A 16271-nucleotide genomic window follows, 5' to 3' on the forward strand; every position below is an offset into this window, starting at 1 on the left:
TTATAAAACTGAAAAGGCGGAGCCTTTTTACCCAATGATAGAAGGAAATAGAAAGCATATCCCGTTGATTCATTTTAACAATTACGCCCCTGCATGCAGGGGCGTAATAGAAATAAAATTTCTCATTTTTATTACGTTTGAAAATCAACAGCGTTTTTAGAAAACAAAACTATACTAACATTCTTGATAGCACGTGAGACTGAAACATAAAAAATACGCCTGGCTCTCTCTAACTTGTCATTTAACGTTATGTTTAAATCTGAAGATAGAAGTTCAGAAAAAATGTTCTTATCATGTAACATTGAATCTTCGAGTAAAATCAGTACATTATCAAATTCTAATCCCTTTGATGAGTGGCATGTTAAATAATTTGTGCCTGAGTTTTTTTTCTCTCCGTGCAAGTAATTCATCCAATTCAAAAACTCATTGGTATTAACTTGAAGAAGTTCAGATAAAATTGGAGAACACTCAGAAACCCTCTTAAATCCAGACAATCCCAAAATAGTCGCTTCCAAACTCGAGTCAGCATTAACTAGTTCCGTCGGGAAATTACATCCTATTAGTTCTTTTATTTCACGGGGATATGTGCTGTTTAATTTGTTACGAATATTATCAATATATTCTAACAAAGAGCAATTAGATACACTTTTGAAGAATGATATAGCCTCACGTACCTCATTCAAATTATATTGTCCTTTGGAAATAACTGGGAAGACTTCATTTAAAGACAACCTGTCATTCTTAACAATAAAAAACAATGGAAGTAATATTTTGTGGAGGGTTATAGCCAACCGCCCTGCCTTCTTAATTTCTCTTACAACGAACTCCTCATTAACTTTATTGTGATAAGAGGAGTTTTCTGCCTGATAGAGTCTAGCAACTAAACTATAAACTTTTTCATAGTCACACAAGCTAGCAAGCATTTTATTTTTCAGGACTAGACATGCAAAAGAACTTTCTGATGATATATTCCACTCACGTACATGCTCAGCAATGATTTTTCTTATCAATGACTTTTCATTATATAGTTCGTCCAACCTTTGAAACTTAACCAAGCCACCTTTTTTATTTTTAAAAATAGAAGTCTGAATAATAGGCTGATGGTTTCCTCTGATTATATTTATACTATTTATGATTTCATCATAGGATCTCCTATTGAAATCCTTATTGATGACATTGAGCCTAGAATAGAAAGGAGTATGAACTATTTCTTTAGAGAAAATAGTTTGCATTGGATCGCCAAAAAATCCCAGAACAAAATCATCTTCAGATTGTTTGGAGTAGTCATATATTTCAGAAAAGAAATCTATAATGTCCGGGTTAGTATCCTGACATTCATCAATAAAAATATATGGATATGAGTCTATCACTAACTTTGATAAGCCTCGATTTTTCAGTAATAACATTTTTGCATATTTAAGCAATGTGTCATGACCTATGATGTTCCTATGAAGTATTTCAATGTTTTGATTGGAGTTATATATTATTTTCTTATATTCAAGGTGACCATTCTGAATTGATTCCAGACAAAATTTATAATTTATAATATTCATTAGGGATTTTATTACATCGCAAACATCTTGCTTGTTAGACTTGATTCTCTGTAATGTAGTTGTCCCCATTATAGACTCGAGATAATTCCAATATTCTTTAGCTGGCCCAAAGGCAACCTCATAATAATTGGTCTTGTCAATGTATATCTTTTCGATAGCAAACTCTAAGTCTGTAATGGTAATGTCTCTGAATTTTTTATATGAAGGTTTAGAATCAGGATTATGAAAAATCTCATCTTCTATATTTATTATCTCACTTTCAAGAAACGATACATGTACATCAATTAGTTCTTTATTATAATTTTTCAATAGCTCCCAAATAAAATAATGAATTGTTGATATATAATAGAGGTCTGATTTTGGCAGTCTCTCAACTATTTCACTGGTGGCATTGTTCGTGTATGTTATGCACAATATTTTTCTGAAACCATGGTTGTCCTTTATAAGATCTAATTTCCCTGAGTGTTTGATTGCCTTAACTAAAGCATATGTTTTTCCAGAGCCAGCACCAGATTGAAAGTAAAAAGATTCTTTTTTATTAATTAATGAATATATTCTTTCAATTATTTCTTCTTCTTTTTTGGCCTTGTTTTCATCTATTTCATACATGGTCAAATCCTTCCTTTTTTGTTTTTTGTCTCTCGAGCCAGGATAGTCCATCTAATATATATGATGGCAGTATAGGTTTGGTTTTGTTGCTCGTGATTAATTCAAAAATAATAGAATTAGCAAATGCACTTTTACAATCGGAAAGTTTCTTTTGTATTTTGAATGAGTTCGTCGCGAGAAGGTAATAATCATCCTGTTTCGTTGAAATTATATCTGAGTAATCCTTTCCAACAACTCTCAGCAATACTTCTCTCAATAAGTTATTTTTATAGTTTTTGAGGATAAATGCCTCTTCAAATGAAGTGGCATAAAAATGAGACTGTTTGGAACCAGGAATATCAATGGATATCCTTTCTAATTGATAAGATATATATATATTATCTGAGATATGATGTGTAGGATACTCTCCAACTTTCTTACTCCCTAAGAAATAGCTTAACGTTGAATTGGTTGTTTCAGTTGAATTGTCAATTTTCTCCATCTGTGGGAAATGCTCTGTAGTAACCTCCGAACCATCCTCCATTATAGTCACTTGTTTGAAGAGAGAACTATCTCTTTTGAAATCTATATCAGTTATTATTAGTGTGGGGATGTTTATTTTTTTCAGCAGGTTTGAATAAACCTTACCATGCGCTCCATCAATTCTAAATACTGAAATGTTTCTCCTGCTTAAAATATCGTTATTATCGATATGATAATTCAGGACGCGCTCTTCAGTAATACCTTCAACTAAAATTATTGCATCAGAAAAGAAAAGCTCAGGAACTTGGTGTTTAACGTGTTTTTTTATAAATTTAAAGTAGTCAAACTCCTTGCCACCATCACAAAGTTCATCATCATTCAGAACGATACATTCGCTATTCCGTTTGGAACTATTAATGTAATTTATCTCATTAAAAGTTCCACTGCCATGAATAATACTATTTAATATATGAGAGGAGTGAGTAGTAACTATTATTTGACTTTTAATAGAACTAATATCTTTAAAGTTAAGACCTAATATTTTCACTAGCGCCTCTTCAATATGGCGAATGAAATTAACTTGCATTTGAGGGTGCATGAAGACTTCAGGTTCCTCAATGCATAATAGTTGAATCTTTAGTTGTTTTTGTTCATGCAGACTCCTATTGGAATAATCAATTATCTCACTAATTATATTTATAAGATTTGCATACCCTAACCCAAACTGTCCTTCAGGAATTAAATTGTTACCATCTCGATGCTCATATGTTATAAGATCTCCCATCAATTTATCGAAAGTTAAGTTAGCTCTTAATTCAATACCTAAACTTTCATCAAGTATGATTGTGTTCAAGACTGACTCCACATTATCCTGATGACTTAGCTTGATCATTTCTGTAAGGCTATGATTATTGCCATCTACTAAATGCAAAATGCTTTTTAGTTCATCTTTATTTTTTTCATACATGAATTTTATGATGCGGTTAAAAGACTTAGCTAATAGTCTTTGGTCATGTATATTATTTGCTACCTTGATAACTCGAAGATCGATTATGTTTTTTATTCTAACCTTTTCAATTACTCTGTTGCTTTTATTTTTAATTACTCTTTTAAATTCTGTCATTGATATTAAATCTAAAAACCGCCTAAAAACCTCAGTGTCATTATAAGAATTTTCCTGCTTTTCTCGAATGAGATCTTTCATTTTATCCTGAAAAATTGATTCATCATTTATTTTAAAGGTTATTAATGCTAATGCTGTTGCAGCATTATTTTCTTCTCCAGGAGTACTACTTAGTGATGATATATCGATGAATGGTGCGAAGTTGCTAGTGCTATCATTATGAATGTCATCTAAGATAAATTCCATTTCGAACTTTATTTCTGGATACTTTGAGAAATCTGATGCCATCATAGAAGACAAAATCTTCCTCAAATAATTATGGTTAAAGTCATTTCCTGTTAATTTTTCAGTGTCAGAACATATCAAAGATAGTGAGTTTGTTATCGTAGTTTTACCTGAGTTATTTTTCCCAATAACAACTGTGGTTGATGCCGCCACTGGTGATTGTTCAGGTAATGTTTTACCAGCTTTAACAAAACATACTTTATTATTCACATCGCCAAATTTCCTAAAGTTATGAATAACTAAACTTTTTAGATACATACATTTATTTCCTTATAGCAAGCAAAATGAAAACGATGATTTTTTTTACCTTTTTTTTAAGCCGCCAACAAGGAATATTCAACCCGCTAAGCATAACCAATTGATAATGTTGGTATTTATTTTTAAACTCAATTTTGAGATTACGTGTGGATTTAGTTTATCAGTTAATTTATTTAAGAGGTTTCGACTTAATCATCTAGGCACTCTGCCAGATTAGTTATTTTGAGCGTCTTATGATTCCACTGGTCAAAGACATGACTCATGTTTTTTCTCCAAAATAAATTACATGCATTTTATTTTAATATTATTCAGCTCTCTATTTTTTCAGAAAAAGAGACATCACTTAACTTTAAAAATTCTGACACTTCTTATCTTAACAGTTAGATAAATGGTCACCGAAGCTGAAAACTTGAGATATGTTGAGCTAATGCACAACTTGAAGGGTTACATTCCACCTAAGCTTGAACCGATAACCACTATAGGTATTGAAGCCCGCAACGAACCCGAACGTCGCCACTAAGCCAAATTATGGGTAATGATCTGCCCCAGTATTAGACACAGTCACCAGTTAGTAATGTCGACTTTGATCCGCTCCCCGTATGTGGTCCATTCACAATCAGGAATAACCGGCTTCAGCCTGGCGGCAACAGGCAGATTTTTCAGCGAATTCAGAAGTAGTCATCTAGTCAGCGCAGAATGGGGACGACTCTGGTTATAGTGTATGCACTAGGTCTTGATTTTGCACTGTGCATCTTCCAAAAGCATGAATCAGCTTTAGTTGATGCATTCTTGCCACAACCTGCCATTGAAGGCCTCCACAGTAGCGTTTTCCGTCGGTGTTCTCGGACGTGAGAAATCGATCCTAATCATCCTTTCATACACCCAATTTTCGAGCATTTCTCCTTCAAATTTAGGGCTGTTATCAGTTTTAAACAGTGTAGGTAATGGTCTGTTTATCGCAATCCTATCCAGTATCCCGGCCATTTCAGTCAAACGTAGATTCTGTTCCACGCAGATCACTAGGCATTCGCCGATGTACAGGATAAAGCCCATCCCCAAATACAGTTCTTGTCTTCAATGGAACGCAGGGCATGCCTTATCAGTAGCCAGTCTCAATTCTCAACCTGTTGGCTCTCCTCATCATACTTACGTTGGCACTCCTGAATCGCCTCAATATTCCCCAGCGTCCAGTCGAACAGTATCGAGAACGGCCCCTGCAGGGATTTGCCGAGCGGCGTCAGCGAATACTCGACGCCAAGCACCCGCCCATCCAACACTTTACGATGCACCATGCCGTTGCGTTCCAGCTTGCGCAGGGTCTGGGTCAGCACGCGTTGCGTGACGCCATCCAAACGGCGTTTGATGGCGTTGAAGCGCTGCGGCTCACGCAGCACTTCCAGCACCATCATGGACCATTTATCGGCAATCTGATCGAGGACGATGCGGCTTGGGCAGTCGGCGCGGTAAACAAGGTCGGTCGTATCCATCGGTATCCTCCTGCATCCCTGGGATGCTTAAGGTGCGTAATTGACGCCAAGTATGCAAAGTATACCATTCGACACAGGGCGTGAAAAACCCGCACTTGTACCCCAGGTAAAAGGACATTGAGATGACAGATACAGATTTCAGCAAGCTCAGGCTGTCTCATGCGCACGGCGTGATGACGATCGCTATCGATAACCCACCGGTAAACGTGCTTGATGTGGCGCTGATGTCGGAAATCAGCCGTTTATTGCTCGCGGTGCGTGACGATCCGGATACGCGGGTGTTGGTGTTCCAGAGCGCGAACCCAGCGTTCTTTATTGCTCACGTCGACATGACCTTGATCGATGAGCCGCACGCTTTCGACGAACTGGCGAGCAACGCGCCGGAGGGGCTAAATCCGTTCCAGGCGTTTGGCGAGCTGCTGCGTAGCCAGCCGCAGGTCACTCTCGTTAAGCTGGCCGGGCTGGCGCGCGGCGGTGGCGCCGAGTTTGTGGCGGCGGCCGATATGGCTTTCGCGGCACGGGAAGCGGCGGGGCTGGCCCAGTGCGAGGCCTTGATGGGCATTACGCCCGGCGGCGGTGCGACGCAGTATCTGACGAGCCGAATGACGCGCGGCCGCGCTCTGGAAGTGATCCTGGGCGCCGATCTCATCGATGCCGCTACCGCAGAACGTTATGGCTGGATTAACCGCGCCTTGCCTGCCGCCGAGCTTGATGATTTCGTCGATCGGTTAGCGCGCAATATCGCGGCATTGCCTGCGGGGGTGATTGCGGCGGCCAAGCAGGCGATGCCTGCACCGGATCTGCAGGCCGGTTTTTATCGCGAGCACGACGCCTGGGCGGGATTGTTCGCACGCCCGGCCGCGGAGCGGTTGATCCGCGGTGGGCTGAAGGCCGGTGCGCAAACCCCGGAAGGGGAGCGCAACCTTGAAGGCCTGCTGCGGCATCTTGCCCGCTAAGGCACCGCCTCGCGCTAGCCCGCCCCCCACTGCGTCAGCAGCGCATGCAGCTTGGCCGGCTCCAGCGGCTTGCGCAGCACCAGATAGCCTTCCTGCTCGGCCTCTTGCAATATCTGTGAGTTGAACTCGCCGCTGACCATCGCGCCGCTCACGTCCGGCAGGCGCTCGAACAGCGCTTTCAGGATGTCGAAACCGCTCTCGCCGGAGCGCAGGCGCTGGTCGCACAGCACGGCGAACGGCGTAAAACCGTCCTCGACAATGGCGAAGGCCTCCTCGGCGGAGGCCGCGCAGCGCACGGTGATGCCCCAGGTGCTCATCAGGCTCTCCCAGGCGGAGGTCACCAAGGGATCGTCGTCCACCACCAGGCAGGCGCCGCGCAGCGGCGCATAGCGGATAGGCGTGGCGGTGTTGTCGTAGGCGGCCGCGGTGTCCGGCGCTTTGTCTTCGCCGCTGTATTGCGTGAAGCGCATCCAGAAGCGCGAACCTTTGCCTTCGACGGAGTGCATGCCGTACTTCACCTTCATCAGTTTGGCGCAGCGCGCCACCACCGCCAGCCCCAGCCCGTGGCCGGCGCTGTCGATTTTCCACGCCAGTTCAGGGCGGTAGTAAGGGGAGAAGATTTTGCTTTTCTCTTCGTCGGCGATGCCCACGCCGGTGTCCCACACTTCCACCAGGCACTCGGGGCCGCGTGGGCGGATGGCGATCAGCACGCCGCCCTGTTGCGTATAGCGCAGGGCGTTTTGGATCAGGTTGATCAGCGATTGCCGCACCAGCAGCGGATCGCCCATCACGCTGATACGCCGTCTAGGCCGCCAGGTGCGCAGCGCCAGGGCGCGGCTGTTGGCCTCTTCGCGGAACAGGGTGACTACCGAGTCGAGCAGGGCGCCGATATCCACATGGGTGGCGGCGGTGCGCACGTTGCCGGATTCGATCTTGCTGAGATCGAGCAGTGAATTGAACATCAAATGCACCGAACGCACGCTTTGTTGCAGATCCAGCAGCTGCGGCGTCAGGCTGTCGTCCCGGTTTTTGTGGATGATGGCTTCGATCAGAAAACCCATGGCGTGCACCGGCTGGCGCAGATCGTGGCTGGCGGTGGTCAGGAACTGGTTCTTGTCCAACAGCGCCTGTTCCGCCTCTTCTTTAGCCTGGCGGAACTGCTCCGCCAGGCGCGAGCTTTGCTCTTCGAGCAGCGCCTGCTGAATAAAGAACGCATGCGAGGTTAATGCGTGGCGGTAAATGGCAAAGCCGTACAACAAGTTCAGCATCAGCACGATGAACATCACGTCTTCCAGCCGCCAGATGATGCCGAGGTTCAGCAGCCCCCAGGAGGCGAAGAAAAAGCGGGTAAAGGTGCTGATGACGGGCGTCAGGTGCGTTGCGTTGGCGGCGACGATCGCGGCGATGCTGATATTGAGCAGCAGGAAAAAGTCAAAGTTATGGGTCTGCGGCGTAATTAAATAGAGTGATGAGATCCCCAACCCGTGAATAAACGCCACCTTATTAATGCGCGGCAGCCAGCGGCGCAGCACGGTGTCTTCATCATTTTCTTTGGCCTCATGCAGATAGCGACGATGTCCTATTCGGATCGCCACGGCGCATAGCAGGTAAACGATGATCCAGGTAATGGTTGGGCCGAGTTCATCACCCAGCAAATAAATCCAGATGGCGAACGGAATGCCGACGAAGGGCACGGCGGTGAAGCTGAACACCAGCCGCATGAAGGTGTTGTCCAGCAGGCGGATCTGTGCGCGTGGGGAGATGCCATCATTTTGTAAATGCTGGAAAAACCTCATGACGACGGATCCCGTTTGCCGTGCAACAGCGTGATGGCTTCCACTCGGCTGTTGACGCCGATCTTTTTCAATATATTGCTGATATGCTCTTTGACGGTCGGCTCGGAAATAGATAGTTGCGTCGCAATTCTTTTATTTGGCAGGCCGCGCAGCATCATAGTTAATACGTCTAATTGCCTCGGCGTTAAATTGAATTTATTTAAATGGTCATGGTTGTTTTTAATGGCGGCTTCATTGCCTTCCGGGAACCATTCCTGATTATTGTTCAGCGCAAAAACCGCCCTGGCGAATAATTCTGGCGGTTCATTTTTTAACACGAACCCATGCCCGCCGGCATTGTGCACTTTCTGCCAGATATTGTTATTCTCGTCGCCGCTGACCACCAAAATCCGCACCTGCGGATAACGTTGTTTTACTTCTTTGAGTAATTTCAACGCCGTACCGGAAGAGAGCCAAAAATCAATCACCAGTAAACGCGGTGGGCCATTTTCCCTAATATGGCGGTAGCAATTCTCTTCATTGGTCACCACATGCGCCTGTTTGAATCGGCAATGCGTGCTGAGAAAATTGGCGATGCCGCTTGCTACCAATGGATGGTCATCAACGACCAACGCATAATCCTGCCCCAAAGGATTCTCCTTTCGCCTTCAAATATCAGATAGGTCTGATGAATTATTATCAACCCTCCCTACTTTAGGAGGGTTTTTTCGTTTAGGAAAGGGAAATATATTATTCGAGGATTTGGATAAGAGAAAACATAAAGCTAATCGGTAATTTTAACTGATTGGTTATAAAGGATAATTTATGAAGAAACCACTTATCGCTTTAACCGTTACGATGATGATAGCCGGTTGTTCCACCCTGAAAACCGATCAGGCCATTCCATTACTGCAGGCGGAAACCGCCAAAATGCTGGGCCTGGGCTCATCGGACGAAATTACCGTGACCAATGTCAATGGCGCACAGCCAGATGCGCTGGGCGGCCAAAAACTTTCTTATCGCGCCACCACGGAAAAAGGCCGTATTTTTGATTGCTCGTCGCTGATGATGCCGGGAATTTTAGGTTCGTCGCCGTCGCTGAGCGCGCCGACCTGTACGCCGGTGGTCACGCATAAATAATTCGCTTCGGGGGCGGTATTGCCGCTTCCTGGTTTTCCATCGTCGGAGCGTCAGCGCCGGGGGGCAATAAGCTTTTGCTTCGACGATCACTAAACCGGCGTGCGCGAAATAACGCCTCACACCTCCTCTAGTGTATTGAGTTTTCCTATAACAATAAATTTCGCGACATCACGCTAACGAGTACGGAGATAGCCCGTGAATGACAAGACATCGCACCCTTTAGCGGTTAGTACACCGCTTTCCAAACTTTACCTCGCTCTATTTTCTGCGCCGCTGTTGATGCTGGCGCCCGCCGATATCGCTCGCGCAGACGATGCCATTTTTGACGGCGACTCAAAAATTACCGAATCATTGGCCTACACCGGGGACGTTTACGTCGGCCGCAATCAAAGCGGCAATCTGCTGATCGAGAATGGCAAGATCAGCGCCTATAACATCAATATTGGCCGGATGTTCAACGGCCAAATTCATGACAGCGTAGTCACGGTCCGCGGGCCGAACGCCGAGCTGAACGCGGTGAACGATCAGTTCGTGCTGCGTGGCGGCCTGAATCTGGGGCGGGGCACCTTGCGGGTTGAAGACGGTGCGCTGGCCAGCGCGAAAGAGATCGTGGTCGGCACCACCCGTGGCTATGACAGCCACCTTATCGCCACCGGCGCCGGTTCTCGCGTCACCAGCAATTTTCTCAGCGTCGGCACCGATTTAGGGGCACGATCCACGCTGGCGATTGAAGACGGCGCGGTGCTGAATACCGCCTTTGACGCACGCATCGGCAATGGCAGCGGGCCGGGCGAGAGCGATATGCTGAGCCCGAAAGCCACGGTCACGGGGGCTAATTCCCAATGGAACGTCGGCCGTGCGCTCACGCTTTACGGCGATCTGGACGTGCTGAACGGCGGCGTGGTCAACGTCGGTAATATTCAGGTGGCGGGCGTCTCCGGCGCGCGTAAAACCGCCGAGCTGACGATCGCCGGCAGCGGCTCACGGTTTACCAGCGGCAGCAGCGTCAACGTCGGCGATTACGGCAATGGCGTGTTGGCGGTCATGGACGGCGGGACATTCTCCGCCGGCGGCAACGAAGTGGTGCTGGGCAAGACCGGTTCCGGTTCTAACCGCGGCGCGCTGATTATCGGCAGCCGCGGCAACATGGATACCGGCACCGGGTTGACCGAGCCGACGCTCGGCGCGGCGGGCGCTGCTGGCACTATCGATGCCCAGACGGCGATCGCCCTGCGGGGCGGATTGTTCCGCAGCTATGTGTACTTTAACCATACCGACGGTAATTACGTCTTCAGCAACAAGATGAGCGGCGAAGGCGAGGTGATCAACACCGCCGGGCACACGACGCTGAACGGCGATCTCACTGGCCTGCAGGCAAACGTCACCGCGCGCGGCGGTAAGCTCATCATCGCCAGCGACATCAATACCCAGAAAGAAGACGACATTTTCGAGATCCAAACCCTCAGCGCCGAAAACGGCGGCACGCTGATCCTCAATGCGACGGCGGGTTCCGACGTCAATAACGGGCAGGGCTACAGCAGCGCCGCGTCGATCAAGGCCGGCGGCACGCTGGGCGGCAACGGCACGCTGGGCCAGACCGAGATCCTGTCCGGCGGCCATATCTCGCCCGGCGACGGCAATATCGGCACGCTGACGCTGAAACGCTACCTGAACTTTATCGGCGAATCCTTCTATGACGTCGATATCGCCGGCGACGGCCGCAGCGATCAACTGCTGGTGGCGGGCAAAACCACCATCAGCGATCAGGCCAAGGTGCAGGTTACGGCGCTGGATCCGCAAACCAGCTATAAAACCGGCCAAAGCTACCGCATTCTGACCTCGGACGGCGGCATTGACGGCCAGTTCGCGTCGGCGGTTTCCAAGTCCGCCTTCCTCGATGTGGCGTTGAACCACAGCGCCAACGCCGTGGATCTGACCATCGCGCAGAAAGACACGGGCGGTGAAAACCCTGGCGGCGAGAACCCGGGTGGGGAAAACCCAGGCGGTGAGAATCCAGGGGGCGAGAATCCGGGCGGGGAAAACCCAGGGGGCGAGAATCCAGGCGGCGAGAATCCGGGCGGAGAAAACCCAGGCGGTGAAAATCCGGGGGGCGAGAATCCAGGCAGCGGCAAACCGGGCATTTTCCAAACGGTGGCCGAGAGCGGCAACCAGTGGAATACCGCTGGCGCGCTCTCGACGCTGGCGCAGAGCGGCCCTTCGCTGGCGCTGTATAACTCGCTGCTGCTGCTGAGCGCGCCGGAAGCGCGCGAGGCGTTCAATCAGCTGTCCGGTGAAGTCTATCCGTCGATGCAGTCTAACCTGATCGCCGGCAGCACCCAGCTGTTCAACGTGCTGAACCAGCGCATGCTGCGCCTGTTCGACAATGACAGCCTGCCGATACCGCCGTTGGCGATGTCGCTGGTGCAACCGGCGCAGGCGCAAAACAGCGGCGTTTGGGGGCAAACCTTCAGTTCCTGGGGCAAAAACAGCGGCAACGGCAACGTGGGCAAGCTGGATGGCAACACCACCGGCTTCCTGTTGGGGGCGGATCGCAAGCTGGCGGACCATAACGTGCGCATCGGCGGCTACTTTGGTTACAGCCGCGGCGACTACGACGTCGACAGCCGCCGTTCCAAGGCCGATACCGACAACTACCACCTCGGCCTGTATGCGGCGGGGCAGCAGGATGCGTTCTCGCTGCGCGGCGCGCTGGGTTACACCTGGCATAAGATTGAAGGCAAGCGCAACGTCGATTTCAGCGGCTTCTCGGATCGGCTGAAGTCGGATTATGACGCGAACTCGCTGCTGGCGTTCACCGAAGCGGGTTACCGTTTCGGCCAGCCGGAGATGAACGTCGAACCGTTCATCAACCTGAGCTACATCCGCCTGCATACCGACAGCTTCCAGGAGTCGGGTGGCGCGGCGGCGCTGAGCGTGCGCAATGAAACGATGAACACCTTCTACTCTACGCTCGGGGTGCGCGGCGTGACCGAACTGCCGAAGAACGTCAGCCTTTACGGCTCACTCGGCTGGCAGCACGCCTACGGCGATAAGAACACTTCATCGCGCATGGCGTTTGCCGGCAGCGACGCGTTCGTCACGCAGGGCCAGGCCGTGGATGACAACGTGATGGTGGGCGATATCGGTGTGAGCGTGAAACTGTCGCACGCCGCGACACTGGATGTCGGCTATCAGGGGCAATTTGGCGCCGATACTCGCGTTAATTCGGTCAACGCCAACCTGCGCTGGTCGTTCTGATTTTTCCTCTAGACTTCTCTGGTACTTGCAGGCCCGCTTGATGCGGGCCTTTTTTATGGTGAGAACGCAGTGGCGGCCTGTGGCTGACTTTTATGATGAAAAAGCCCGCGCAAAGGCGGGCTGAGCGAGGGAGAAAGGGCGTTAACGCCCTTTTTTCTTGCGCCCTGGCTGGGTAAAGCGCTTGCGGCCGGCTGGCGCAGCGGCTTTGTCGGCGCCTTTCGGCCCGCCGGCGTTCGGTTTTTTCGCCGGGGCAGATTTGGCCGGGGCTTTCTTCGTCGGTTTAGCCTCGGACGAAGAGCCTTCAATCAGCTTGAACAGCTCAATCAGCTCGTCATCGGTCAGATCGCGCCACTCGCCCAGCGGCAACCCTTTCAGGCTGACGTTCATGATGCGCGTGCGTTCCAGCTTGGTGACCTCATAGCCGAAGTGTTCGCACATGCGGCGGATCTGGCGGTTCAGCCCCTGGACCAGCGTGATGCGGAACACGAACGGCGCCTCTTTCTTCACCTTGCACTTTTTGGTCACGGTGCCCAGCATCGGCACGCCGGCGCCCATGCCGCGAATAAACTCGTCGGTCACCGGCTTGTTGACCGTCACCAGATACTCTTTCTCATGATTGTTGCCGGCGCGCAGGATCTTGTTGACCAGGTCACCGTGGTTGGTCAGAAAGATCAGCCCCTGTGAATCCTTGTCCAAACGGCCGATCGGGAAGATGCGTTTGCTGTGGTTGACGAAGTCGGCGATGTTGTCGCGCTCGCCGTCCTCGGTGGTAGTGACGATGCCGACCGGTTTATTCAGCGCGATCAGCACCAGATCTTCTTCATTGCGCGGTTCGATCAGCTGACCGTTAACCTTTACCACATCGCCGGCAAATACCTGGGCGCCAACGGTGGCGCGTTTACCGTTGATGAAAACGTTGCCCTGTTCGATGTATCGATCGGCGTCGCGGCGTGAGCAGATACCGCTCTCGCTAATGTATTTGTTCAAACGAATGGATGAGTTAGTCAGCATGGGATCTCCGTAAAACGCGGACTATACATTACCCGCAGGGGATTGCGGAAGCTGTTCGATAATAGATGCAATAGCGCAAGGTGATGCAGGCCTTATTGAGACGCTTCATACCTTCACCACCCGGGTATTCAGCGGGGTGAGCGTCTGCCCGGCGCTGCCGATCGGCGTCAGGCGCGGGACGGGGCGGCCGCTGTCGCTTTCCACCAGCGTTGAGTGCGCTTCTCCCTCGGCGAACAGATGATCTTCCCCCCACTGGCGCAGGCCGACGATCACCGGAAACAGCGCGCGGCCTTTCTCGGTCAGCACATATTCCTGATAGGCGCTGCCGTCTGCGGCGGGCACGATCTCCAGCACGCCGTGCGTCACCAGCGCGCGCAGGCGGGTGGCAAGGATGTTCTTCGCCATCCCCAGCCCTTTTTGAAATTCGCTAAAGCGGGTGACGCCATCGAAGGCGTCGCGCACGATCAGCAGCGACCACCAGTCGCCAATCACATCCAGCGTGCGCGCCACCGGGCACGGCGCGTCTTCCAGGCTTTTACGTTTCACGGCGGTTATCTCCAGCTGCACATTCTGGTTGCATTATAAAACCTCTGCGCCTAAAGTTCATTGGGTTTAATAATGAAACCAGATTGAGGTGTGTAATGAGCGACAAACTGCTGGATCCCCCCTGTGCGGTGCTAGGGCGCCTGCCGGCCACCCTGGTGCTGCTGCTGGCTGCCGCCAGCGCATTTAGCGTGGCCAACGTTTATTATGCGCAGCCGTTGCTGGACGCTATCGCCCATGATTTTTCCATCAGCCTGGCGGCGGTCGGCATGGTGATCACCGTGACTCAGTTGGGCTGCGCGCTGGCGTTGCTGTTGGTGGTGCCGCTGGGGGATCGGCTGAACCGGCATCGGTTGCTGGCGGGACAACAGCTGGGGCTGATCGGCGCGCTGCTATTGGTGGGCTGGGCGCACAGCGCGCCCTGGCTGCTGGTAGGGATGTTGCTGGTAGGCTTATTGGGCACCGCCATGACGCAGGGGCTGATCGCTTACGCCGCAGCCCTGGCGGCGCCGCAGGAGCGCGGGCGGGTGGTTGGTGCGGCGCAGGGCGGAGTGGTGCTGGGATTGCTGCTGGCGCGCACTCTGTCCGGCGTGCTGGCGGACGTTGGCGGTTGGCGCACGGTGTATTTCTTCTCTGCCGGAGTGACGCTGGTATTGCTGCCGATCCTGTCGCGGCTGCTGCCTGCGCCGCACACCGCTCCCAGCACGCTGAGTTATCCCGCGCTGCTGCGTTCGATGCTGAGCCTGTTGCTGCATGACCGCACGCTGCAAATTCGCGGCATGCTGGCGCTGCTGATGTTCGGCGCTTTCAGCCTCTTTTGGAGTTCGCTGGTGTTGCCGCTGAGCCAGGCGCCGTTCAACTTCAGCCATGCCGCGGTGGGGGCGTTCGGCCTGGTCGGCGCGGTGGGCGCACTGGCGGCGGTGCGCGCCGGGCATCTGGCGGATCGCGGGCTGGGGCAGGCGGCCAGCGGCGCGTGTCTGCTGCTGTTGACGCTGGCCTGGCTGCCGCTTGGTTTGCTCGGCAGCGGCCTGGTTTGGCTGGTGGCGGGCATCGTGCTGCTGGATCTGGCGGGCCAGGCGATCCACGTGCTGAACCAGAGCATGATCTTCAGCGCGCACCCGCAGTCGCACAGCAGGCTGGTGGGCTGCTATATGCTGTTTTACGCCGTCGGCAGCGGTCTGGGCGCCTTTGCCGGCACCCATATGTACGCCTGGGCGGGCTGGAGCGGCGTCTGCTGGCTGGGGGCGGGCGTCAGCCTGAGCGCGCTGCTATTTTGGCGGCTGACGCTGCGCGGCATGCCGGATGCGGCGGGTAAGAGCTAGCGGGCCGGCGAATGCATCAGGTAATAATCTTCTTCGCCGTCGTTACCGGTAGAGATGATGCGCCAACCGTGTTTGCGGTAGAACGCCAGCGCCTTTTCATTCTTCACCAGGCATTTCAGCGAGCCGGTGGCGGTGAAGGTGGCTTGCGCTGCCTGCAGTAGCGCACTGCCGACGCCGCGCGGCGGCTGATGGGGATCGACATACAGGTTATGAATGAAGTTATCTTCGCGGTAGACGGAGACGAATCCCAGCAGCGTGCCGCCGTCTTCCGCCACCCAAATCGCTTCGCCCAGCGTCGCGCCGTCGAAATCTTCCAACTGATAGTTTGAGGTATCGCGCCAGCCGAACGCCGCCTTGCGCGACGCCAGGTACAGCGTGCGCAGGAAGGGGCGATCGGTCTCTTGGTAGGGTCTTATCTGCATGGCATCTCCCGGTGGTTTGTGCTCACTATAGCGCATTGCACCGGGCGTGCACGGCCACAAACGGAAA

The 16271-nt window shown here is 51.0% G+C and carries 12 protein-coding genes; 4 read left to right on the plus strand and 8 right to left on the minus strand.

The features are described from left to right. Nucleotides 1–131: 131 nt before the first annotated feature. The 3 genes from ACJ8HA_RS17015 to ACJ8HA_RS17025 form a co-directional block, all read right to left on the minus strand. Nucleotides 132–2162, minus strand: coding sequence for a UvrD-helicase domain-containing protein (locus tag ACJ8HA_RS17015; RefSeq protein WP_442515407.1), 2031 nt, complete (start codon nt 2160–2162; stop codon nt 132–134). Beyond that, on the minus strand, nt 2155–4290 hold the full coding sequence (locus tag ACJ8HA_RS17020) for an ATP-dependent nuclease (RefSeq protein ID WP_072270946.1): 2136 nt from the start codon (nt 4288–4290) through the stop codon (nt 2155–2157). Before ACJ8HA_RS17020 ends, ACJ8HA_RS17015 begins: the two co-directional genes overlap by 8 nt. Before the next feature lie 1112 nt (nt 4291–5402). Further along, entirely contained in the window at nt 5403–5777 is a 375-nt protein-coding gene (locus ACJ8HA_RS17025) for a winged helix-turn-helix transcriptional regulator (protein WP_060445265.1), read from the minus strand. A gap of 122 nt (nt 5778–5899) precedes the next feature. Here ACJ8HA_RS17025 and ACJ8HA_RS17030 point away from each other — a divergent pair, with 122 nt between their 5' ends. Beyond that, nucleotides 5900–6733 (plus strand): enoyl-CoA hydratase/isomerase family protein, encoded by an 834-nt coding sequence (locus ACJ8HA_RS17030; protein WP_169541290.1) that lies wholly within the window; start codon nt 5900–5902, stop codon nt 6731–6733. Nucleotides 6734–6747: 14 nt separating this feature from the next. On the opposite strand, the gene ACJ8HA_RS17035 is transcribed toward ACJ8HA_RS17030, so the two are convergent. Together ACJ8HA_RS17035 and ACJ8HA_RS17040 are read right to left on the minus strand one after the other, a co-directional pair. Further along, on the minus strand, nt 6748–8529 hold the full coding sequence (locus ACJ8HA_RS17035; protein WP_025303893.1) for a hybrid sensor histidine kinase/response regulator: 1782 nt from the start codon (nt 8527–8529) through the stop codon (nt 6748–6750). Then, nucleotides 8526–9158 (minus strand): response regulator transcription factor, encoded by a 633-nt coding sequence (locus ACJ8HA_RS17040; RefSeq protein ID WP_043138047.1) that lies wholly within the window; start codon nt 9156–9158, stop codon nt 8526–8528. The genes ACJ8HA_RS17035 and ACJ8HA_RS17040 overlap by 4 nt, the downstream gene beginning before the upstream one ends. A 175-nt stretch (nt 9159–9333) precedes the next feature. Here ACJ8HA_RS17040 and ACJ8HA_RS17045 point away from each other — a divergent pair, with 175 nt between their 5' ends. Together ACJ8HA_RS17045 and ACJ8HA_RS17050 are read left to right on the plus strand one after the other, a co-directional pair. Next, nucleotides 9334–9648: a hypothetical protein gene (locus tag ACJ8HA_RS17045; protein WP_025303891.1), complete on the plus strand. Its 315-nt coding sequence runs from the start codon at nt 9334–9336 to the stop codon at nt 9646–9648. Between the two features lie 195 nt (nt 9649–9843). Next, nucleotides 9844–12906, plus strand: a complete 3063-nt coding sequence (locus ACJ8HA_RS17050) for an autotransporter outer membrane beta-barrel domain-containing protein (RefSeq protein WP_435967818.1) — start codon at nt 9844–9846, stop codon at nt 12904–12906. A gap of 141 nt (nt 12907–13047) precedes the next feature. Here the strand turns inward: ACJ8HA_RS17050 and rluF are convergent, their stop codons facing one another. Together rluF and ACJ8HA_RS17060 are read right to left on the minus strand one after the other, a co-directional pair. Next, nucleotides 13048–13917, minus strand: coding sequence for a 23S rRNA pseudouridine(2604) synthase RluF (gene rluF / locus ACJ8HA_RS17055; RefSeq protein ID WP_025303889.1), 870 nt, complete (start codon nt 13915–13917; stop codon nt 13048–13050). Between the two features lie 105 nt (nt 13918–14022). Further along, nucleotides 14023–14463 (minus strand): winged helix-turn-helix transcriptional regulator, encoded by a 441-nt coding sequence (locus ACJ8HA_RS17060; protein ID WP_025303888.1) that lies wholly within the window; start codon nt 14461–14463, stop codon nt 14023–14025. Between the two features lie 95 nt (nt 14464–14558). Here ACJ8HA_RS17060 and ACJ8HA_RS17065 point away from each other — a divergent pair, with 95 nt between their 5' ends. After that, a complete protein-coding gene (locus ACJ8HA_RS17065; RefSeq protein ID WP_442515408.1) occupies nt 14559–15782 on the plus strand; it encodes an MFS transporter in 1224 nt (407 codons plus the stop codon). Here the strand turns inward: ACJ8HA_RS17065 and ACJ8HA_RS17070 are convergent. Beyond that, nucleotides 15779–16204 carry a GNAT family N-acetyltransferase gene (locus ACJ8HA_RS17070; protein ID WP_099816852.1) on the minus strand — a complete coding sequence of 142 codons (426 nt, stop codon included), beginning with the start codon at nt 16202–16204 and terminating at the stop codon, nt 15779–15781. The two genes, ACJ8HA_RS17065 and ACJ8HA_RS17070, sit on opposite strands and share 4 nt — an antisense overlap. Nucleotides 16205–16271 lie beyond the last annotated feature (67 nt).

The sequence above is a fragment of the Serratia sp. CY33802 genome (assembly GCF_052169095.1).
GTDB classification, from domain to species: domain Bacteria; phylum Pseudomonadota; class Gammaproteobacteria; order Enterobacterales; family Enterobacteriaceae; genus Serratia; species Serratia bockelmannii.